Annotated in this window: 15 protein-coding genes; 2 read left to right on the top strand and 13 right to left on the bottom strand. The window is 60.9% G+C overall.

The window, feature by feature from the left end:
- Nucleotides 1-111: 111 nt before the first annotated feature.
- The 6 genes from ACSAMW_RS15570 to cydP form a co-directional block, all read right to left on the bottom strand.
- Nucleotides 112-1,197, bottom strand: coding sequence for a beta family protein (locus ACSAMW_RS15570; protein ID WP_500591046.1), 1,086 nt, complete (start codon nt 1,195-1,197; stop codon nt 112-114).
- A 135-nt stretch (nt 1,198-1,332) separates the two neighbouring features.
- Nucleotides 1,333-1,623, bottom strand: coding sequence for a cyd operon YbgE family protein (locus tag ACSAMW_RS15565; RefSeq protein ID WP_500591045.1), 291 nt, complete (start codon nt 1,621-1,623; stop codon nt 1,333-1,335).
- Nucleotides 1,613-1,726, bottom strand: coding sequence for a cytochrome bd-I oxidase subunit CydX (cydX, locus tag ACSAMW_RS15560; protein ID WP_500591044.1), 114 nt, complete (start codon nt 1,724-1,726; stop codon nt 1,613-1,615). The genes ACSAMW_RS15565 and cydX overlap by 11 nt, the downstream gene beginning before the upstream one ends.
- Before the next feature lie 11 nt (nt 1,727-1,737).
- Nucleotides 1,738-2,880, bottom strand: coding sequence for a cytochrome d ubiquinol oxidase subunit II (gene cydB, locus ACSAMW_RS15555; RefSeq protein WP_500591043.1), 1,143 nt, complete (start codon nt 2,878-2,880; stop codon nt 1,738-1,740).
- Entirely contained in the window at nt 2,873-4,471 is a 1,599-nt protein-coding gene (locus ACSAMW_RS15550; RefSeq protein WP_500591042.1) for a cytochrome ubiquinol oxidase subunit I, read from the bottom strand. Before ACSAMW_RS15550 ends, cydB begins: the two co-directional genes overlap by 8 nt.
- Entirely contained in the window at nt 4,468-4,665 is a 198-nt protein-coding gene (cydP, locus tag ACSAMW_RS15545) for a cytochrome oxidase putative small subunit CydP (RefSeq protein ID WP_500591041.1), read from the bottom strand. Before cydP ends, ACSAMW_RS15550 begins: the two co-directional genes overlap by 4 nt.
- A gap of 172 nt (nt 4,666-4,837) precedes the next feature.
- Between cydP and ACSAMW_RS15540 the strand changes: the two genes are divergently transcribed.
- Both ACSAMW_RS15540 and ACSAMW_RS15535 read left to right on the top strand, forming a co-directional pair.
- Nucleotides 4,838-5,944 carry a YcjF family protein gene (locus ACSAMW_RS15540; RefSeq protein ID WP_500591040.1) on the top strand — a complete coding sequence of 369 codons (1,107 nt, stop codon included), beginning with the start codon at nt 4,838-4,840 and terminating at the stop codon, nt 5,942-5,944.
- Entirely contained in the window at nt 5,928-7,469 is a 1,542-nt protein-coding gene (locus ACSAMW_RS15535; protein ID WP_500591039.1) for a GTPase family protein, read from the top strand. Before ACSAMW_RS15540 ends, ACSAMW_RS15535 begins: the two co-directional genes overlap by 17 nt.
- 139 nt (nt 7,470-7,608) lie before the next feature.
- On the opposite strand, the gene ACSAMW_RS15530 is transcribed toward ACSAMW_RS15535, so the two are convergent.
- The 7 genes from ACSAMW_RS15530 to ACSAMW_RS15500 all read right to left on the bottom strand — a co-directional run bounded on the left by ACSAMW_RS15530 (nt 7,609) and on the right by ACSAMW_RS15500 (nt 20,977).
- Complete coding sequence (locus tag ACSAMW_RS15530; protein WP_500591038.1) at nt 7,609-9,030, bottom strand: efflux transporter outer membrane subunit; 1,422 nt, start codon at nt 9,028-9,030, stop codon at nt 7,609-7,611.
- Complete coding sequence (locus ACSAMW_RS15525; RefSeq protein WP_500591037.1) at nt 9,027-9,926, bottom strand: efflux RND transporter periplasmic adaptor subunit; 900 nt, start codon at nt 9,924-9,926, stop codon at nt 9,027-9,029. Before ACSAMW_RS15525 ends, ACSAMW_RS15530 begins: the two co-directional genes overlap by 4 nt.
- A complete protein-coding gene (locus tag ACSAMW_RS15520; protein WP_168085331.1) occupies nt 9,923-10,132 on the bottom strand; it encodes a DUF1656 domain-containing protein in 210 nt (69 codons plus the stop codon). Before ACSAMW_RS15520 ends, ACSAMW_RS15525 begins: the two co-directional genes overlap by 4 nt.
- Nucleotides 10,129-12,210 carry an FUSC family protein gene (locus ACSAMW_RS15515; RefSeq protein WP_500594056.1) on the bottom strand — a complete coding sequence of 694 codons (2,082 nt, stop codon included), beginning with the start codon at nt 12,208-12,210 and terminating at the stop codon, nt 10,129-10,131. Before ACSAMW_RS15515 ends, ACSAMW_RS15520 begins: the two co-directional genes overlap by 4 nt.
- Nucleotides 12,207-12,620: a MarR family winged helix-turn-helix transcriptional regulator gene (locus ACSAMW_RS15510; protein ID WP_500594055.1), complete on the bottom strand. Its 414-nt coding sequence runs from the start codon at nt 12,618-12,620 to the stop codon at nt 12,207-12,209. Before ACSAMW_RS15510 ends, ACSAMW_RS15515 begins: the two co-directional genes overlap by 4 nt.
- A gap of 209 nt (nt 12,621-12,829) precedes the next feature.
- Entirely contained in the window at nt 12,830-13,171 is a 342-nt protein-coding gene (locus tag ACSAMW_RS15505) for a tryptophan synthase subunit beta (RefSeq protein ID WP_500591036.1), read from the bottom strand.
- A gap of 96 nt (nt 13,172-13,267) precedes the next feature.
- The gene (locus ACSAMW_RS15500; protein WP_500591035.1) at nt 13,268-20,977 is read right to left on the bottom strand and encodes a retention module-containing protein; all 7,710 of its coding nucleotides are present in this window, start codon (nt 20,975-20,977) and stop codon (nt 13,268-13,270) included.
- Nucleotides 20,978-20,998 lie beyond the last annotated feature (21 nt).

Here is a 20,998-nt window from a genome sequence, read left to right as displayed (position 1 = left end):
CTCCTTGCTTTCAAGCTGCACAGCTTTTCATGAAAGCGCCTCAAAGGCACGAATGGCGTACGAAATCACGTCAGGTTGCTGCCAGCGATCAATGGCCAGAAACGCCATTCCCTAGGCCGCATGAAAATTGGCCAGCTCCAGCACCACACGTGTGAGGTGGTGATTGTTACTCACGCAGGCCCAGGTCGAACTGTCTCCCGCAGGCTCGCTCAGCTCGGCGCATTGGTGGAGGAAATCATCCCCCCAAGAAAAACACGCGCCGTCGAAGTGGCCGGAAGCAAGTACGCGTTGGCTGAGCGTTCGATACTGTGCCCCGTTATTGCTTTGGGCAGACCAGCCCTGCATAACCAACCAACCATCGGCCACCGTGTATTCGATACGTGCACAGGGCTCATTGAGCCTAGGGTCCATTACACCCGTGTGCGGATGGGCAACGGTATAGTCGCCAAATGCAGGGCGCCGCTCGCCAGCGCTGAGCCGCCTTAGCAATTGCTTGTAGGCCAGCCACTCATAGCGTGGGAAAAGGCTGCCGGAGCACACCTGCTGGGTAGTCGAGAGCGCAGGAAAAGCCGTGCCAATGATCGCGAGACTGCGCCAGTGTGCCAATAGTGGCGTCTGTGCCAGCAAGGCGTAGGCATGGCCCGCCTGGGCGGCTGCACTTCGCGCTACGTGTTGGCTGAAATCGATCAGCAGGTCCACTTGGCCGGCGCTTACCCCCATGTACGCCAGCAAGGCACCTATCTGTGTGGCCAGTTCCGGGTGGTCGAAGTCTTCACAGAACAGCCTCAGGCAGAAACCTCGCCCGTACCGCCGAACGACGCGTGCGGTGGCGGCCTGGTACTGATAATGGCGAGCCAGGCTGGTCACCGGAAGCGCCTGGCAGCCTGCCTGAGCCGCCAATGCCAGCAAACGTTCGAAGTGGTGGGTGCCATCAGCGCAGAGCGCATCAGGTGGTAAATAGCAGGAATCCACGAAGCAAGGCAGGCTGCCCCAGGCGCCGATCAGCCGATGGCCAAACAGCCCGATGTGCTCATCAATGCTGCGCTGCGGTCGCTCCTTCTCGTAATCCCACGCCTCGGCAGGGATTTCCAGCAAGGGCGTTACCCGGCTTCGCAACACGTCACTCATGCGCGCAAGCGCTTCGTAGCCCCCCTGGCGCCATTTCAGCACCGGTACATACTGGCGATGGTCGAACATGCCCTGGCGTCCTTCCTAACGAATTCAGCCGGGACTATAGGCTCGCCCAGGCCGAAGCCTATATAGGCCCGGCCTTAAGTTGGCGTAGGAAAGTGGCCGCCCTGCCTGCGAACCCCTGTCGCAGGCGGGCTGCTATCAAACGGCAAGCAATGAATAGCCCAGCCCCATCAGTGGCCAGGCCACCAGTGGGCTGAAGAGCCACCGCCATGCCAGGGCATGAGGCTCGAAGCCCATGCCGTGCACAAAGCCAGCACTGATGCCCCACATGGCCAGGGCAAGCAGGCCGTGGCTGTAGTGCCCATCGGCGTTGACCAGTGCAAAGGGGTGCAATAGCAGGACCAGGCTCAGCGGCACCGCCAGCACCAGCGATAGGGCCCGGCTGGGACCCGACAACAGGCCGCGTGCCAGAAAAGCCTTAGCGATCATGGTGAACGTCCTCAAGGCAGCCGGCGCCCTCGAGCCAGAGGGCATTGATGATGCCGAAGCTGCACGCCAGCAGTACACCGAGAATCCAGGCGAAGTACCACATGTTCAAACTCCTCAGTAAAGGCCGTGGGGGTTCTGGTCGATATGTGCAGGCGTTACCCGCCCCCACAGCTTCCAGTAGCACCACGCGGTATACGCCAGAATGATCGGTACAAAGATACCGGCGGCTACGGTCATGATGCTCAGGGTAGTGCGGCTGGAGACGGCGTCCCATACGGTAAGGCTGGAGGTAGGGTCCAGGCTGGAAGGCATTACGAACGGGAACAGCGCAAAACCTGCGGTACACAAGGTGCCGACAATAGCCAGCGCGGTGCCCAGGAAAGACCAGCCTCCCCGGCCCAGGGTGGCGGCCAGCAATGCCATGAATGCGCCGAGTACGGCGAGCAATGGTGCGGCTGCGGTGTAGGGGTACAGGCGGTAGTTGTCCATCCATCCGGGGTTGCCAGTGTGTACGGATTTCACCAAGGGATTGATGGCAGCGCTCAGGTCCAGGCCGCTGTCGAGCACCAGGCCGGAGACCGAGCCAATGGCCAGCCACGCACCTGCCCCGATGAAGGCCACCAGGTACAACAGGCTGAACCCCAGCACGGCCCGGCGCGCGCGTTCAGCCAACAGGCCGTCGGTGCGCATCATTAACCAGCTGCCACCATGGGCGGCCAGCATCGCCAGGCTGACCACACCTGCCACCAGGCCGAAGGGGCTGAGCAATTGCCAGAAGGTGCCGTGATAGCTCAGGCGCAAGGTGTCGTCGAAACGGAAAGGCACACCCAGCAAGAGGTTGCCGAAGGCCACACCGAACACCAGCGACGGTACGATGGCCCCGACCCACAACGCCCAGTCCCAGCTTTTACGCCACCGTGCATTGGTCAGCTTGCTGCGGTAGTCAAACCCAACTGGCCGTACGAACAAGGCGAACAGCACCAGCAGCAGGGCCCAGTAGAACCCCGAGAAGGCGGCCGAGTACACCAGCGGCCAGGCTGCGAACAGCGCGCCGCCAGCGGTGATAAGCCACACCTGGTTCCCGTCCCAGTGAGGCGCGATGGTATTGATCACCACGCGGCGCTCCCTGTCATTACGGCCTACCAGCGGCATCAGCAACATGGCGCCCAGGTCAAAGCCATCGGCCACGGCAAAGCCGATCAGCAGCACGCCCACCAGCACCCACCACAGCAGCTTGAGTGTTTCATAATCAAACATGTGCAACGCCTCCAGTGACCGGTACGTTCCGTAGGGGTACCTCTTCACGCTCGTAGTGATAGCGCCCGGTATGCAGGCTGCTTGGCCCCAGGCGGGCGAACTTGATCATCAGATACATCTCGATCACCAGCAGCACGGTGTAGAACGCCACCAAGGCCAGCAACGAACCCCATACGTCAGCCGTGGTAAGGCTGGACGCCGACAGGTGGGTCGGCAGTACCTCACCGATGGACCAAGGCTGGCGACCGTGCTCGGCCACATACCAGCCGGTTTGCGTGGCGACCCAAGGCAGCGGCAGGCTGAACAGTGCCCACTTAAGCAACCAGCGCTGACGGTGTTCCACCTTGCGCGCCGAGGCCCAGAACGCGCAGATGAACAGCGCCAGCATCAATACGCCGCTGAATACCATCATGCGGAAGGTCCAGAAAATCGACGCCACGCCAGGAATGGAATCCAGCGAAGCCTGGCGGACCTGCTCATCTGTGGCATCCACTACCCGGTCGGTGTACTTCTTGAGCAGCAGGCCATAGCCCAAGTCGCCCTTCACCTTGTCAAAGGCCGCACGGGTAGCGTCTGTACGGTCACCGGCACGCAGCTTGCCCAGCAGTTCGTAGGCAACCATGCCATTGCGGATACGCCCTTCGTGCTCGGCTACCAGGTCCTTGATGCCGGTGACGGGTGTGTCCAATGAGCGGGTGGCGATGATGCCCATCACATAGGGGATCTTTACCGCGTAATCGGTGCGTTGCTCGGCTTGGTTGGGCAGCCCGAACAAGGTGAAAGCTGCGGGAGCTGGCTCGGTCTCCCATTCGGCTTCGATAGCAGCCAACTTAGTTTTCTGCACGTCGCCGATTTCGTAGCCAGACTCGTCGCCCAGCACGATCACGGACAGGATAGAGGCCATGCCAAATGCCGAGGCAATGGCGAACGAACGCCGGGCAAAGGCAACATCGCGGCCTTTGAGCAAGTAGAAACTGGAGATGGCCAGCACAAAGACTGCGCCGGTCACGTAGCCCGAGGCCACGGTGTGCACGAACTTCACCTGCGCCACCGGGTTGAACACCAATGCCGAAAAGCTGGTGAGTTCCATGCGCATGGTTTCGTAGTTGAACGCCGCACCCACAGGGTTTTGCATCCAGCCGTTGGCGATCAGAATCCACAACGCCGACAAGTTGGAGCCCAGTGCCACCAGCCAGGTCACCGCCAGGTGCTGGCGCTTGGAGAGGCGATCCCAGCCGAAGAAAAACAACCCGATAAAGGTCGATTCCAAGAAGAACGCCATCAAGCCTTCAATTGCCAACGGCGCGCCAAAGATGTCGCCAACATAGTGGCTGTAGTACGCCCAGTTGGTGCCGAACTGAAATTCCATGGTCAGCCCGGTGGTCACGCCCAGCGCAAAATTGATGCCGAACAGCTTGCCCCAGAACTGGGTCATATCCTTGTACACCTGCTTGCCGGTCATGACGTACACCGACTCCATGATGGCCAGCAGGAACGTCATGCCCAAGGTAAGCGGCACAAACAGAAAGTGGTACAGCGCGGTCATGGCAAACTGTAGCCGCGACAGGTCGACAACCGATTCGGTAATCATTTTTGAAGTTTCTCAGGAGAGTCTGCAACAGAGCCAAGCAGGTGCTGGCCGACCTTGACGCTATCGTCCGTGATGGTGTCTGGCGCCCCGAACCAGAGCGCGCGAATACCCAACAGCAACACCAGCTTGAGCACGAGGGTCACTGCGATTTCTTTAGCCAGCGGCTTGTTCAGAAGGTCGAAATGGGCGGCCATGGTGGATACTCTTGGGGGTGCGCGCATTGTCCTCAGCGCAACGGCGCCGATATTGACCTGGGTCAATTTCCCCTATGGCGCCGTTGCGGCAGGGTGCCGCACCCTGGGGTACCAGGACCTTTCTCGAGCGTAACGGGCCTAATACCTCGTATTTGACTGGAAGCTTCCCACCATGAGCCTGCTTGACCGCGTGTACCGAGCGCTTAACCCCGAAGCCAACCCGGCACTGGAAACGGCTTTCCAGCGAAGCGAGGATCACTTGCCCACCTTGTGGCTGCTGGGCAAGACAGGGGCCGGCAAATCCTCATTGGTGCGCGCCCTTACAGGGTTGGACCGGGTAGAAGTAGGCACAGGCTTTCGCCCCTGCACCCTGACCTCCTCCCGCTACGCCTATCCTGCTGATACACCGGTAATGGCCTTCATGGACACCCGTGGCCTGGCAGAAGCTGATTACGATGCCCACGAAGACCTGCTGGCGTTCGAGCGGGCCAGCCACGCGCTGATCGTGGTAATGAAAGCCGAAGATCCGGAGCAATCCCAGGTAATCAACGCACTTAAACAGATACGCCGCGCTGGCAAGATTCGCGAAACGCTACTAGTGCATACCGGCGTACTGCAGATCACCGACCCCAGCGAGCGCGAGCGTTGTATTGCCCTCAACCAACAGCAGGTTGAAAAGGCCTGGGGGAAAATGGCACAGGCGCAGGTGGACTTTATCGGTGCAAACGGTGAGCCCTTCGGCGTGCAGGCCTTGACCGAACAGTTGGGGGCGCGTTTGCCCATCATCACTGAACTGTTTGTGGACCAAGGCCATTCGGACGTAGAAGACCGTAACTTCCAGCGCCTGAAGAAAGAGGTCATGTGGTATGCCGGCGCAGCGGGTGCGGCCGATGCGCTGCCTGCCGTGGGGCTGGTTGCAGTTCCTACACTGCAATTGAAAATGCTGCATAGCCTGGCCAACCGTTACAACGTGACATACAGCCGGCGACTGCTGGCCGAATTTGCCGCCGCCTTGGGTACCGGCTTCGGCCTGCAATACGCCTCGCGCCTTGGCGTGCGCCAGTTGGTGAAGCTGATCCCGGTGGTAGGGCAGACCGTGGGCAGTGCTTCGGCCGCCGCCTCCAGCTATGGGCTGACCTACGCGCTAGGGCGGGCAGCGTGCATGTATTTCTATCGGTTATCCCATGGCGAACCCATCAGCGCAGCTGAACTCCAGGCGCTGTACAAGCAGGCGTTCACTCATATTCTTCCGGTAGCCCGTGATGAAAAGAACCTTTAGCGGTTTGGCAGCCCTGGCCCGGCTGTCCGACCGGGCGGTGCCCTATGCGTTGCTGTCTGTCGTGATGCCGGTGCTGGTAATGGCAGGTTTTGGCCTGTATGCCGCCGTACGGTATGGCTACATCCTGCACCTGATCATGATCATGCTGGCCTGCACCCTGCTCACCAGCCTGGGCCTGCTGGTGGCACGCCGGCGCTTTGGCCAGCGGGTAGGCCCGGCGGTGCAGGAAGCCTTGGAAGCCAGCCCTCGTACGCCAGACTACTGGCGCGCCAAGGACCGAGAGGTGCAACAAGCACTGATTCCTGAGGTGCGAGCGCTGGTGGCCACTGACTTCTCTTGGCAAGCGCTTCCGCAAACCGGCCTGGCGGTGGTGAGGCTGGTCGCGGTGCGTTACGACGAGCGCTCTGACCGTGCCCATTGGGCGTTTACAGCGCCTGAGCTGCTGGCCATTGTAGAGCAGGTGAGCCGGCGCTATCGCCGTGTGCTCAAAGCCCATGTGCCGGGTGTGGAACACGTACGCCTGTCCACCCTTATGAACCTCAACGACCAGGTAGAGCGTTATGGGCCGCTGGCGCGAAAGGTATTCAACCTGTACCGCGCTGCCCGGTTGATTTCGCCACAGGGGCTTGTGGCCGAAGCGCTCACGCAGATCCGAGGTGAAGTGTTTGATGGCCTGAGTGACGAGTTGCAGGACCGTTTGAAGTACCTGTTGCTGATGGAAGTGCTGCGTGCCGCCATCGACCTTTACGGTGGGCATTTCCGCCTGGAGGATGATCAATTGCAGCAGGCGCGGGTCACCTCTAAGGATGATGAGCGCAAGGCGCCTGTATTGGACCCGGTGCGTATTGGCCTGGTGGGCCAGGTAGGTGCGGGCAAATCTTCGCTGATCAATGCCCTGACCGGCAGCCTGAACGCGGAAGTGAGCGCCTTGCCGGCGACCGATGGCGTGGCGGTGTATGAGTGCGCTATCGAAGGCGCACCGAATATTCGCCTGATCGACCTGCCTGGCCTGGACGGTAGTGAGGCCGTGGGCGACCTTGTGTTCAAGGAAGCACGGGAGTGCGACCTGCTGCTCTGGGCCTTGAAAGCCAACCAGCCAGCACGGGCACTGGATCGGCAGTTTCGAGAAAGGCTCAACACCTGGTTTGCTCGCCCTGAAAACCTTGAGCATGAGCCCCCAGCCCTGCTGGCGGTGCTGACCCAGGCTGACCGGCTATTGCCAGGCGGCAGTTGGCCGGAGGGTTTCGCGTTTGGAGACGGCAGCAAAGCTGCCCGAGCGATTGAGGACGCATCGACCTACAACCAGCAATTGCTAGCGCTGCCTGAACTGGTCGCGGTGGCACTGCCGCCGCAGCAGCCGGCCGTTGGTTTAAGCGACCTGCAGCAGCGCTTGCAGACGCTATACGCCAAGGCGGTCAATGTGCAGCTCAACCGCCGCCGCCGCGAAGCAGGCGAGTTCTCTGTCACTAAGGAAATGGACCGCATCAAGCGCGGGGTCAAAGGCGTGTTCAGCCTGCTGCGGTGAGTGCCTTGTTGGCTACAAAACCCCGCGCGCCCTGTGTGGGAGCAGGCGACAGCCTGCGAACTTGGTCAGGTCCGTACACTGCGGTAGGTTCGGTGAGCGCCCTGTTCGCGGGCTGCGCCCACTCCCACATGGAAAGACGTTAATGTGTTCCCTCCCAACCGCCCCCCAGCGCCAGAAACAGGTCGATCTGCTGCATGGCCACGCGGGTATTGGCTTCGGCCAACTGTGCCCGGGCATTGGTATAGGTACGGGTGGCCTGCAGGTCTTCTAGAAAGGACTGACGACCGGCCAGGTAGAAGCGGTGAGATTGGTCCGCTGCCTCATGTGCAGAACGCTCGGCTTCGGCCAAGGCATCTCGACGTTCCAGTGTTGCCGCATAAGTGGTGAGGCCAGTTTGCGCCTCACGCACGGCATTGAGCACCACACCGTCGAAACTGGCCAGTGCACCTTGGCTGGCCGCTTCGGCTTCACGAATGCGTGCACGGGCGCCGTTGGTGGGCAGGGTCCAGCTGATCATGGGGCCAAAGCCCCAGCGGTTGGTAGCCGGCCCACCCAGGTCTTCAAGCAGCCCTACAGTACCCACCGTAGCGCCAATGCTGATATCAGGGTACAGCTGGCCAGTCGCAACGCCGATGCGTGCCGTAGCAGCCGCCAACTGACGCTCGGCGCGACGTACATCGGGCCGGCGCTTGAGCAGGCTGGCCCCATCACCCACTGGCAGTACCTGGCCGATACGAGGTAGCTCGGCGCAGTCACCTACCCCTGCAGGTAATTGATTGACAGGCTTGGCAAGCAGCATGGACAGCCGATACAACCCCGCCGCACGCTCGGCCTGGTAACGCGGCAACTCGGCGCGCAGGGACTTGAACTGCGTGGTGGTACGCGTGACCTGGGTTTCGTCGCCGCGGCCTGCATCCCGCAACCGCTGAGCCAGCTTTAGTCCTTGTTGCTGGAGGTCAAGCGACTCCAGCGCGATATGGCGCTCTTCGTTGGCGGCGCACACTTGGGTATAGGCCCGCACCACATCAGCCACCACCGTGATACGGGCTGTATCGGCTGCCGCCTGGGCTGCATCAGCATTGGCATTGGCCGCCTCTACCCCGCGCTTGAGGGTGCCCCACAGGTCAAACTGGTAGGAGGTTTTGATGGAAGCCGCACCAATATTGGAAACCGGTACTTTTTCCGTTAACAGGAAAGCCTGGCCAGACTCCTGCAAACGCTGCGCTTCTGCGCTCGCGCTGGCATTGAAGCCGCCTTCGGCTTCAGCCTGTTCAGTCTGGTAACGAGCACGGGCGATGTTCGCCGCGGCCACGCGCAAATCCGTATTCGAACCCAGGGCTTCACGCACCAGTTGGTCCAGTTGCGGGTCTTGATACAGCCGCCACCAGTTGGCGGGTACAGGCGCGGACACCACATTAGGGTTGCCTGTGCCGAGCGCGCCTTGGAGGTCGGGCCGCTGAACAGCCGCCGAGGCTGGCACATGATAGTTAGGGCCGACAGCCTGGCAAGCAGCCAGGCTCGCTAGCCCGGCCAGTGCCAAAGCACGAAAGGCGCTCGTCATTGTGCAGCCCCCTGCTCGCTCGCGGCCTGCGCATCCTCCAGCAAGGACACCGTAGCGGTACGCCCGGCAATCATGCGGAAGTCCGCCGGCACCTGGTCAAAGGCGATACGCACGGGAATCCGCTGTGCCAGCCGTACCCAGCTGAAGGCTGGGTTCACGTTGGGCAGCAGGTTACTGCCGCTGCTGCGGTCACGGTCTTCGATACCAGCGGAAATGCTTTGTACGGTACCGCTGAGGTGAGCCGAGTCGCCCATGACGCGAATGTCCACGGCCTGGCCAATGCGGATGTGGGACAACTTGGTCTCTTCGAAGTAGCCGTCGATGTGATAGGAATCGCTGTCCACCACGGACAATACCGGATGCCCGGCGGCCACAAACTCATGCTCGCGCGGGGCACGATCGTTCACGTAACCGTTCACCGGGCTGCGAATGGTGGAGCGGTCAAGGTTGAGCTGTGCGGCGTCCACGGATACCTGGGCTTCCAGAAGCGCTGCCTGGGCCCGGGCTTCGCGGGACTGGCTTTCCTCCAATTGCTCCCTGGCCACAAGGTTGCCAAGGCCTCGGTTACGCTTGTTTTCCCGCTGGGCTTGGGCAAGGGTTTCCTTACGGTCGGCATAGGAAGCCTGGGCTTGGCGCAAGGCCAGCCGGAAGCGGTCCTGATCGATGGTAAACAGGACATCGCCACGCTTTACAGGTTGGTTGTCGTGCACCGCCACCTGCTGAATCAGCCCGGATACATCGGGGGCGACCTGCACGATATCAGCACGGATGTGCCCATCCCGGGTCCAGGGGGCGAACATGTAGTACATCACCATGCGCCACACCAGCACGGCGGCAAGGATCACCACAATCAAAGTCAGCAAAAAGCGGCCAAACGTAAGCAGAGGTTTTTTCATGTCATGAGGCTTCGGCAGATTACGTCTACCGCGCTAACCAGCACGGCATAAAGGGCAATATTGAACAGGGCCCGGTGCCACACCAGACGATAGAAATGCAGCCGGTTGAGCACCGCATGCACGACCAGGAACAGCCCGTAGGCTAGGCCCATGATTCCGAGCAGCGTAGGCAGGTAGATACCGCCAATGTCCAGTTCACCAATCACAGCGGCGCTCCGTCGATACCCTGAGGGGGCTGTTCTTCGACCACCTCACCCTCCACCACCACTTCGGTGCCGGGCAGCAACGCCAGGCGTAGCCCGCTCAGTGCCAGCAACAGGTGCGGGCAGGCGTCAACATCAAGGCACTCGTTCAAGGTGCGGCGGGCACGGTCCATGGTCTTGAGCATGTTCATTGAGGGCGGCAACCGCTCTCCGGCCTTGAGGTTGGCGGCGAAATACACAGCCACTTCATCGACCACTTGTTGCAGCAGTACTTGGGCATTGGCCTGCACGCGCGGGGCATAGGCCAGAATGTCCAGCAGGTTGAGCGCCACACGGATGTCACGCAGGGCGCCGCCCGTGTCCTGGCCAATCTGGCTCAAACGGGGCAACAGCTGCATCAACCGGTCCAACAGCCGCACGGCCATTTGCCGGTGTTCGTTAAGTGTGCCCGGCTTGCCCAGCCGGGTGATGTCCGCCCAGCCAAAGCGGGTCAGGCGCTTGGCCGCCGCCCCGGTGCCGAACGGCCGCACCACCAACGTCCAGCAGAACGCGAACAGCAAGCCGGCTGGGCCGGCGATGTTGGCATTGATGAAGTTCATGAAGTCTGCGTCGTACTGACTCTGGATGCTGATGAACGTGGAACTGTTAACGATGGTCAGCAAGGTTCCCAGATAGAACTTGGGCTGCACGGTGAGTGCACCGATCCAGATGAAAGGTACTGCAAAGGCCAGCACCAGCATGGCGAAGTCATGCAGGTTGGGCAGTACCAGAAACAGATACAACCCTGAGATGACTGTCGCCACCAGTGTCCAGAAAAAGAACCGGTAGATCTGTGGCGCAGGGTCGTCCATGGCCGCAAAGAAACTGCAGGACACGGCCGCCAGGATCACCGCACTGGCGCCGTCCGCCCAGCCTGTCGCTATCCAGATGGCGCAGGCCGCCATGATGGCAGTCACTGAGGACAGGGCGGAGTACAGCATCAGGCCACGGTCGAAGAAAGGCGTCAGCCGGCCCAGGCGCCAGTGTCGGTACACGGCCTTGAACGGCGTACGATGCTCATCGCGGATAGCCACATGCAGCATGCGGCAGTCCTGCCAGAGGTCGACCCACTCTTCCAGCCGGTACAGGGCGTTGGCCAGCAACAATTGGTGACGGTCGCTGAGCGCTTCGGTCGCCGGCCGTGCAGCCTCGATATGCTGGTGCAGGGCTCGCCAGGCGGCTTCGCTAGGGTTATCTGCCGTGGATTGCAGCCAGTCATGGGCATGCGCCAGCACGGGTGACAGGTGTGCCATCACGTCGGGCGTGCGCCGCTCCACTGCTACCAAGGCGTCATCCAGCGCATCGACGGTAGGCAACAGGTGGATCATGCGCCCTCGCAGTTCCTTGCGGTTACGCACACTCTGCGGCGTTGCCCCCTCATGGGGTAACTGGCCGATCATCTGTTCCAGCGAGTTGAAGGTCACCACCATGGAGGCCCGTAGCGGTCCTATTTCTTCGGCACTTACGGTGCGCGTGAGGTAGCGGGAACTGTAGGCATCAGCTTCGGTAAACCACTTGTTCAACGCGCCCGATACCACGGGCGCCAGCCGCCGTGGCCACAGGATAGCCCCTACTACTGCAGCACAGACGATGCCGATAAAGATTTCCTGGGTGCGTGCAGACGCCACATCGAACACGGCAGCAGGGTTGTCTACCACGGGTAGCGCAATCATGGGCATGGTGTAGCCCGCCAGCATGAGGGCGTAGAAATTGGCGGTACGCAGGTGCAGGGACAGAAACAGCAACGTACCTGTCCATAAGGCAACGACCGTCGTCAGCAATACGGGTGCTTGAACGAACAGCGGCACCAGCAGCACGGCGGCACTGGCTCCTAGCAATGTACCTAGGAACCGATACACCGCTTTGGAACTGGTGGGGCCTACATAGGGGCTGGAAACGATGTAGACCGTGGCCATGGCCCAATAGGGCCGGGGCATTTCCAGCTTGAGGGCGATATACAACGCCAGCATGGACGCACAGAACGTGCGGACCCCATACCACCAGTCTCGTGCAGGCGGCAGGTCGCTGAAAAAGCCCTTCAGGATGCCCATACAGCCGACCCCTGGCCTGCGTCTTCAAAGGCCCGCACCACGCGCAAAGCAGCTTCCAAGTCCGCCTGGTCCACGCCTTTGAGCACTTCCCGGCGCAAACGCACCAGTTCGCTTTCAATGGCCTCCGCCAAGGCACGCCCTTGCGGCGTAAGGCTTAGGGCCTTGGCGCGCCGGTCGGTGGTGTCTTCGGTACGCTGCACAAAACCCTGGGCGCACAGCTGATCCAGCAGCCGTACCAGTGAGGGGCTTTCAAGCCCGGAAGCTTGTGCCACGGTAACCTGGCGCACGCCGTCGCCCAATCGCACGATGGCCAGCAACGGCACAGCGCAGGCTTCGGAAATACCATAGTTGGCCAAGGTGGTCTGGCAGATACGCCGCCAGTGCCGGGCGGCGGCCACCATGCCACTGCTGATGTTGAGCTGGAGCTTGTCGAGTGAGTTCACGCAGGCCACATAATTGATAGGTTGCTAACTATCAATACTCGATCAAGTTGCCTTTGTAGTCAATAGTTACAAATAAGAGCCGATCGCTGGTGGTGCCTGTTCCCGGGCTTTGCCCGGTCCAACAACTTCTCGCCACGCTGTGAACAGCTGTGGAAATGAAACCGGCCTCAAATGAGGCCGGTTTCTTCGTCGTCGTTGATCAGCCGGCTCAAGCCGCCAAGGTTGGAACGTGCCTGAGTACGCTCCATCAGCTTGGCCTGGGCAGGCGGCGGCAGGTCGGTAATACGGATCACGCCTTTGCTGGTGAGTAACTGGATAAGGTCATCCAGTACCCGAATCATGTCCAAGTCGCTTTGCTGCAGTTGCTTGAGGCTCAGCTCAACGGTCTCGCTGCTGAACCAAGCCTGGACGTCCAGGTGGTCAGCGGCCAAGGTTTCGGTGTAGCCGGCAAATTCCGTGGGCTGCACCTTAAGCAGGCGGCCCTCGGCATTGCGCTGGACGTAAAACATCTTTCAACCCTCATAATGATCATTGCCTTCAGCGGGCCACAGCATAGGCCATGGACCGGTTGCCCAGTGAGGGTTAACTCACCGGGCCGTGTTGCATCAGGCGTGGTCCGGGGTGACCTTGATATGACTGTCCGCGCCCGCTACCAGGCTCTTGAGCGCGTCGTAGCCAATGCCGCTGACCTTGACGCTCACATCGGCTGCCGAGGCATTGGTGCTGTCTGCCGCCGTGGAACTCAACTTACCCGCGCTGCTAACCAGCAAGGTGGCGGTGCCATCCGCATCCTTGCCTACCTGCAGGTATTGGGTCAGGTCTTCGCCGTGGCCGGACAGCAGGTCGCTCAGGTCAATCACATCCCCTTGGCCGATATTGAAGTCGGTAATGGTGCTGGTGCCGGCATCGCCCTTCACAAACATGAAGGTATCAGCGCCAGCGCCACCGGTCAGGGTATTGTTGCCAGCACCACCCAACAGAATGTCATGGCCTGCCCCACCGTTGAGGATGTCATTGCCCCCTTGGCCGAAGAGAATATCGTTGCCGTCACCGCCATAGAGCGTGTCCGCGCCGCCTGAGCTTGTACCGGTGAGCTTGGCGATGTCTGCCACATGCTCAGTTATATACTGGTGCAGCGCCGAGTCGGTTACGGAAGACACCTTGGTGACGTCCGACACATACGAGCGCAGCGCTTCAACACCTTCGTTGTTGTACCCCGACAGGCTGATGGCATCGCCGAAGATGATGTCATTACCTGCCCCACCTGAGATGGTGTCGGCACCGGCTGGGATAGCTACGTCGTGGCCAAGGATTGCCTCTGCCAGCTTCGAAGGGTCAACGTTGGTTTGTACGTTGCCGTCAGTGTCGTAGGGCTTAAGCTTTTCGGCGCTGATAGAGTCGTTGATCCCGATCGCTTCGACCGTAGGGCTCAGGTCCTTGAGCACCAGGAACGCGGCCTTCGCTTCTGCAGTCGCGGTATCCACATTGCCGCCGCTGCTGGCCCCGCTGTTGTCGGTCGTCGACACGTCGAAGGTCCCATCGCCCTGGGCGTGAATGGTGCCGACCGTGGCGGTGCTGACGCCTGTGGCCGTGACAGTGGTCTTGATCACATGGCCTGTGGCATCGACCAAGGTGACCGACCGGCCATCGATGGTCTGTACCAACGCTTTTCCAGAGCCGAGCGTGTAGTTGCTCATGGTAACCAGCTGGTCCAGGGTGTACGAGGTAGCGCCCTTGGTGTAGACCGTTGGGTTGCTTTCGTTCTTCTGGTACGTGTTCGGTTCACCGTCGGTAATGAAGTAGGTGATGTTCTGAGCGTTGGTATTGCTGGTAGCTGTGGGGCTCTGGAAGAAATTGGACGCCGCGTTGAAGGCGTCTTCGTAGTTGGTATTGCCCCCGTTGGTCATGCTGGACAGCACAGCCTTGAGCTGGTCCAGGGCGGTGGGATCTGCCAGGTTGACGGTCACCGATTTCTTGACCGTGGTATCGAAGTCTTCAAGGAAAATGTTCACGGTGCCGGCGCCTTTGCTGGCCGCACTGTTTTGCAGGCTTTCGAACATGGCGGTCAGTGATTTCACGGAGTCGGCCACGGACTGGCTGCCCATGCTGCCCGAGGTGTCGACGATGAACGCAATGTTGTAGTTCTGACCCGCCACGAACTGCGTACCAGACGTGTCCCCGGTGATGATGTCGTTGTGCTCGGTGCCCGTAGAGGTGCCATCACCGGCGCTACCATCCTGATGCTTGTACACGCCAGCCGTTACGGTAATCGGCAGGCTGGTCACGGTATCCAGGGTGGACGTTCCGTCCACAGAGGTGGTGGTCACTTGCAGCGTATCGGTACCGTTGTGGTACGCGGCCGGGGTGTAGGTGAGGGTGTTGACGGTCCACTGGCTCACATCCACGGATGTAGCACCCGTGGTCGCTGTGAAACTATGGCCATTGCCGTCGGACAGGGTCGCGCCTACGGGGATGCTGCTGATCTTGGTGACCGACGCCGTTTCCGAACCATCGATGTCGGTGGCGTTGGCCACCAGCTTAAGCGTGGTCGAGCCGTTTTCAGCCACGGTGGTCTTACCGGTGGTGGTCAGTGTGGACACATCGGCCACCGGGTTTACGGTGATGCTCAGGGTGCTGGTCGAACCGGTATTGGTGGTGTAGGTCGCCACCGGTACGGTACCGGCCCAGTCCTTTGTAGGGGTAAAGGTGTAGCTGCCGTCGGCCGCAATGTTAAGCGTGCCTACGCCGGTGCTGATGTCTTTGCCCGCGGCATACGTCTGCCCGCCCACGGTGACCGAGCGAACACTGAGCACACTGTCCACGTCGCTGTCATTGGCCAGCACGTTGCCGCTGGCCTTGCCGTCTTCGTTGATCGTGTTGGTGTCCGCCTTGAGCACACTGGCGTCGTCCACGGCAGTCACTTTAAGCGTGCTGTTGTACGTGGTGGTCGCAGCCGGTGCACGTGCCAGGTCCAGGCCGCCGACGTCGGTCACAGCAACGCTCACGTTGCGTAGGCCGTCCACTGGCGTGTCCGTGGCGTTGGAGAAGTTGATCGCACTGATCAGGGTTTCATACGTAGCGATAGAGGCTTTGCCGCTGAGGGTAAAGGTCTGTGCCCCATTGACCACCTCACCGGCCACCAGCTTAACGCCAGCCGGCAGCGTGCCGGTGAATGCCACGCTGTCGCCTGCGCCCAGGCCGCTGATGCTCACCACGGCCTTGGCCAGGGTGGTGTTGTCCACATCGGAAATGGCCAGGCCTTTGACGATGGAGGTGGCGGAGTCACCCTCGGTGAAGCTGGCTGGCGAACCAGTCACCACAGGTGCGTCGTTCTCAGGGATCACGCCGATGTGTGCCGTAGCCGTGGCTTTGGCACCGTGGTCGTCGGTGACCGTAATCGTAATGTCGCGCGTGGTCGGGTCCGGGTTCTGCGAGTTGTTGTCGTAGGTGATGGACCTGATCACGGCCTGGTACTGAGCCGGGGTTGCGTCACCACTGAGGCTGATCGTGATCGTGCCCTTGCCAGTGGCATCGATCACTTTGGCGATCTCTGCCTTGATGCCGGTATTGCCGGTGTTTACAGCAAGGCTGTCTTCCCGGAAGGCATTGGTCAGCACCACGGTGGCGCCCTTGAGGGTAGGGCTGTCCGCGTCGGTCAGCTTAAGGTCTTTGGCGATCAACGCCACGCCTTGGCCTACGTGCGCGGTTTCGCCTGGGGCCGGAGTTTCGATGAAGGTGTTACCAAAGTTGTTGGTGTCAGTGCGGCCGTCCTGGTGAGTGATAACCGGCGCATCGTTTACAACGGTAACAGTCAGGGTGCTCTTGTACTCAGTCGTCGAAGCCGGTGCACGCGCCTGGTCGAGGCCACCCACATCGGTCACGGCCACTGTTACGTTACGAACACCTTCTGCAGGGTTGTCCGTGGCATTGGAAAACTTCAGCGCGCTGATCAGCGTTTCGTAGGTGGCAATGGACGCAGTACCACTGAAGGTGAAGGTCTGTGTGCCGTTGACCACGTCGCCTACCGTCAGCTTGACACCTGCCGGGAGGCTGCCGCTGAACGCTACGCTGTCTCCGGTACCCAAGTGATCAACCGTGACCACCGCCTGTTTCAAGGTGGTGTTGTCCACGTCGGAAATAGCCAGGCCCTTCACGATGGACGTGGCTGAATCGCCCTCGGTGAACTGCGTAGGCGAACCTGTTACCACAGGCGCATCGTTTTCCGGAATCACGCCAATGTGGGCGGTAGCCGTGGCTTTGGCACCCTGGTCATCGGTGACCGTAATCGTAATGTCGCGCGTGGTCGGGTCCGGGTTCTGCGAGTTGTTGTCGTAGGTGATGGTCCTGATCACGGCCTGGTATTGGTCAGGAGTCGCGTCGCCGCCCAGGTTGATCGTGATTGTACCTTTGCCACTGGCATCGATCACCTTGGTGATCTCTGCCTTGATGCCCGTGTTGCCGGTGTTCACGGCCAGGCTGTCTTCCTGGAAGGCATTGGTCAGCACCACGGTGGCGCCCTTGAGGGTAGGGCTGTCTACGTCCGTCAGCTTCAGGTCGGCGGCAATCAGCGCCACGCCCTGCCCCACGTGCGGGGTTTCGCCTAGGGCCGGGGCTTCGATAAAGGTGTTGCCAAAGTTATTGGTTTCGGTGCGGCCGTCCTGGTGGGTAATAACCGGTGCATCGTTGACCGGCACCACTGTCACGTTGAACGTGGCGGTGCTAGTGGCAGCGCTTTGGTTCGCGCTTTCGGTGGAGGTCGCGCTCACAGTCAGGCTGAAGGTGCCATTGTAGTTGCTGGGGGGCGTAAGGCTCAGGCTGGCCAAGTCCCAGCCCTCCAGGTTCAGGGCACCACTGGTTGCGGTCGCCGTGAAGCTGTGGCCTCCACCATCGTTAAGGGTGGCGCCTTCCGGAATGCCCGACAAGGTTTTGCTGGTGATGCTTTCCGAACCGTCAGTGTCTACCAGCGCGATAGTGATCGGGCTCAGCTTGATGGCGCTGTCTTCTGCCCCAATGCTTACCGGGTTGACCACAATGCTAGGTGCGTCGGCAACCGGGGTGACGGTCACATCAATGGTATTGACCACTGGCGCAGAGGTGTCGCCGTTGGCGTTTTCTTTTGCAGTGCCTGTGACCGTCAGCGTCCAGTTACCGCTGACGTTTTCGCCGGCCTTGAAGGTAATCGCCGACAGGTTCCAGTCGCTCACATCTACCGTGCCATCGCCTCCCGCCGCGGCGGTATAGCTGTGGGTGCCGTCGGTGAGGGTAGCGCCCAATGGAATACCGCTGACGGTGGTAACATGGGTTTCCGAACCGTCGTTATCGCCATAGGTCGCTACCGTGCCCAGAGCAACCGCCGTGTCTTCACTGCCACTGACAGTTTGATGAGCCACGGTTGGCGCGTCCGCTACAGGCGCCACGTTGACCACAATGGTGTTGGTGGTGGTGGCGGTACTGCCGTTGGCGGTCTCGGTCGAGGTGCCGGTCACTGTCAGGGTAATGGTGTCTCCAGCATTGGCAGGCGGCGTGAGGGTAATGCCGCTCAGGTTCCACGTACTCACATCCACCGTGCCATCGCCCGTGGGCTTGGACGTGTAGCTATGGCTGCCGTCGGTGATCACGGCGCCCACCGGGATACCACTGATGACCGTCACGTGTGTTTCCGAGCCGTCATTGTCGGCATAAGTGGCCACGGTGCCCAGGGCAATGCCTGTGTCTTCGCGGGTGCTCAGTACCTGATGCGCAATGTCAGGCGCATCGGCCACTGGCGTAACGTTGACCACAATGGTGTTGCTCACCGGTGCGGCGGTACTGCCATTGGCGCCCTCGGTTGCCGTGCCCGTGACGGTCAGGGTAATGGTGCCACTGGCGTTGGCTGGTGGTGTGAGGCTGATGCCGCTCAGGTTCCAGCCGCTTACGTCTACGGTACCGTCGCCGGTTGTGATAGCGGTGTAACTGTGGGTGCCATCGGTCAGGGTGGCGCCCACCGGGATGCCGCTGATAACGGTGGTATGGGTTTCCGAGCCATCGTTATCGGCATAGGCAGCCACAGTGCCCAAGGTGACAGGTGTGTCTTCGGGCGTGGTCAGTTCCTGGTGTGCCACAGCGGGCGCGTCGGCAACCGGGGTCACAGTAAGGGTGAGCGTATTGCTGGTGGTGGCGGTGCTGCCGTTGGCGATTTCGGTCGAGGTGCCGGTTACCGTCAGGGTAATGGTGTCGCTGGCGTTGGCTGGCGGTGTGATACGGATGCCGCTCAGGTTCCAGGTGCTCACGTCCACAGCGCCGTCACCCGTCGCCTTGGACGTATAACTGTGGCTGCCGTCAGTAATCACCGCACCTACCGGAATGCCACTGATGACCGTCACGTGCCTTTCCGAGCCATCGTTGTCTGCGTAGGTGGCGACGGTGCCCAGGGCGATACTGGTGTCTTCGTTGGTGGTCAGGGTTTGCGCGGCAATCACAGGCGCATCCGCCACAGGCGTTACGGTCACACCGATGGTGCCAGTCGTTGTGGCGGTGCTGCCGTTGGCCTCAAGCGAAGTACCGGTGACGGTGAGCGTGTAATCGCCACTTACGTTGGTACCAGCATTGAAGCTAATGCCGCTCAGGTTCCAGGTACTGACGTCCACGCTTCCAGTGGCAGCGCCCGCGGTGTAGCTGTGGGTGCCATCGGTCAGGGTAGCGCCAGCAGGAATGCCACTGATCACAGTGGTATGGGTTTCCGAGCCATCGTTGTCGGCATAGGTGGCTACAGTGCCCAAGGCAATGTTGGTGTCTTCGTCGCCAGTCACCGCACGGGGGTCTGTGATGGCCGGCGCATCTGCCACAGCATTTACGTTGACGGTGATGGTGTTGCTGGTCGTAGCGGTGCTGCCGTTGGCCACTTCGGTCGAGGTGCCCGTTACGGTCAACGTGATGGTGTCGCTGGAATTGGCAGGGGGCGTGACGCGTATGCTGCCCAGGTTCCAAGTGCTCACGTCCACGCTGCCTGCGGTAGCGCCTGCCGTGTAGGTATGAGTGCCATCGGTCAATGTGGCGCCAGCGGGAATGCCGCTGATCACAGTGGTGTGGGTTTCTGAGCCGTCGTTGTCGGCGTAGGTGGCGACGGTGCCTAGGGTCACAGGTGTGTCTTCGTTAGTCGTCAGCGTTTGCTGAACGACTACTGGCGCATCAGCCACCGGTGTAACGTTGACCACAATGGTATTGCTGTTGGTCGCAGAGCTACCGTTGGCCGTTTCAGTGGACGTGCCAGTCACGGTCAGGGTGACAGTGTCGCTGGAGTTGGCGGCAGGTGTAAGGCTGATGGCGGTCAAGTTCCAGCCGCTGACATCTACCGACCCCGTACCACCGCTCTGTGCGGTGTAGGTAAAGGTGCCGTCTGTAAGGGTGGCCCCTACAGGCACCCCACTGATGACCGTCGTATGGGTTTCCGAACCGTCATTGTCGGCGTAGGTTGCCACGGTACCCAATGCAATAGGCGTGTCTTCGGCCGTAGTGAGGGTGGTAGTGGCAATCGCAGGCGCATCGGCAACTGGCGAAACCGTAAGCTCCAGGGTGCTGGAGGCGCCGGTGTTGGTGGTGTAGGTGATGGTTGGCACGGTGCCGCTGTAATTGGCGACAGGCGTAAAGGTGTAGTCCCCATTGGCCGCAAGGGCCAGGGTTCCTACACCTGCGATGGCTGCACTCTGGCCGGCGGCGAACGTTCCGGCCACGCCCGCCACGGTATACCCCCTCACCGCCAACGTGCTGTCGGCGTCGCTGTCATTGCTCAGCACGTTGCCAGCTGCCACCCCGTCTTCACTTATCGTTACGGTATCTGCCGTAGCGATGGTCGGGCTTTCGGTGGGCGCTGCTTGCACGGCAGCCGTGTTGTCCCCACCTGAAGGGCCTGCCGTGTCGAAGCCGACCGTGGGGTCTACGGCACCTGCCGTTTCTTCTAGCATGACGAAACTGTGGCTGCCACCACCAGACCCGCCGGTATCGCCAGTATCACCTGCGGCAGTGGCCTCAAGCTCAGTGGTAGGGTCTGCGCCGGCCGCGATGGCTTTTTGAAGCTCAGCAACAGAAGGTGCCTGGGCTGCATCGTCTTCCGAAGCACGCACCATATCTGGTGCGCCTGCGTTCCATTGGCTGTCGCGGCCTACATCCAGTGTGCGGCCATCGTTCAGTGTCAGTGTCACCGCACCGGCAGCGCCGGTTTCAACCACCTCTCCAGTCATCAACCGATCACCCTCGACGAGGACGCGGCGGATGCCTTCTGGTGAGACTGCGATGACTTGGCCAACAATGCTTTTAACGATGGCAACGACACTGCTCATGGGACTGCTCCGAGGGTTTCC

The sequence above is a fragment of the Pseudomonas sp. AB39(2026) genome, from assembly GCF_059831485.1.
This window is presented reverse-complemented; position numbering and strand designations above follow the sequence as displayed.

Coding starts and splice junctions, on each gene's coding strand:
- ACSAMW_RS15570 (WP_500591046.1), bottom strand. CDS start 1,197: ATGTTCGACCATCGCCAGTATGTACCGGTGCTGAAATGGCGCCAGGGG.
- ACSAMW_RS15565 (WP_500591045.1), bottom strand. CDS start 1,623: ATGATCGCTAAGGCTTTTCTGGCACGCGGCCTGTTGTCGGGTCCCAGC.
- cydX (WP_500591044.1), bottom strand. CDS start 1,726: ATGTGGTACTTCGCCTGGATTCTCGGTGTACTGCTGGCGTGCAGCTTC.
- cydB (WP_500591043.1), bottom strand. CDS start 2,880: ATGTTTGATTATGAAACACTCAAGCTGCTGTGGTGGGTGCTGGTGGGC.
- ACSAMW_RS15550 (WP_500591042.1), bottom strand. CDS start 4,471: ATGATTACCGAATCGGTTGTCGACCTGTCGCGGCTACAGTTTGCCATG.
- cydP (WP_500591041.1), bottom strand. CDS start 4,665: ATGGCCGCCCATTTCGACCTTCTGAACAAGCCGCTGGCTAAAGAAATC.
- ACSAMW_RS15540 (WP_500591040.1), top strand. CDS start 4,838: ATGAGCCTGCTTGACCGCGTGTACCGAGCGCTTAACCCCGAAGCCAAC.
- ACSAMW_RS15535 (WP_500591039.1), top strand. CDS start 5,928: ATGAAAAGAACCTTTAGCGGTTTGGCAGCCCTGGCCCGGCTGTCCGAC.
- ACSAMW_RS15530 (WP_500591038.1), bottom strand. CDS start 9,030: ATGACGAGCGCCTTTCGTGCTTTGGCACTGGCCGGGCTAGCGAGCCTG.
- ACSAMW_RS15525 (WP_500591037.1), bottom strand. CDS start 9,926: ATGAAAAAACCTCTGCTTACGTTTGGCCGCTTTTTGCTGACTTTGATT.
- ACSAMW_RS15510 (WP_500594055.1), bottom strand. CDS start 12,620: ATGGTGGCCGCCGCCCGGCACTGGCGGCGTATCTGCCAGACCACCTTG.
- ACSAMW_RS15505 (WP_500591036.1), bottom strand. CDS start 13,171: ATGTTTTACGTCCAGCGCAATGCCGAGGGCCGCCTGCTTAAGGTGCAG.
- ACSAMW_RS15500 (WP_500591035.1), bottom strand. CDS start 20,977: ATGAGCAGTGTCGTTGCCATCGTTAAAAGCATTGTTGGCCAAGTCATC.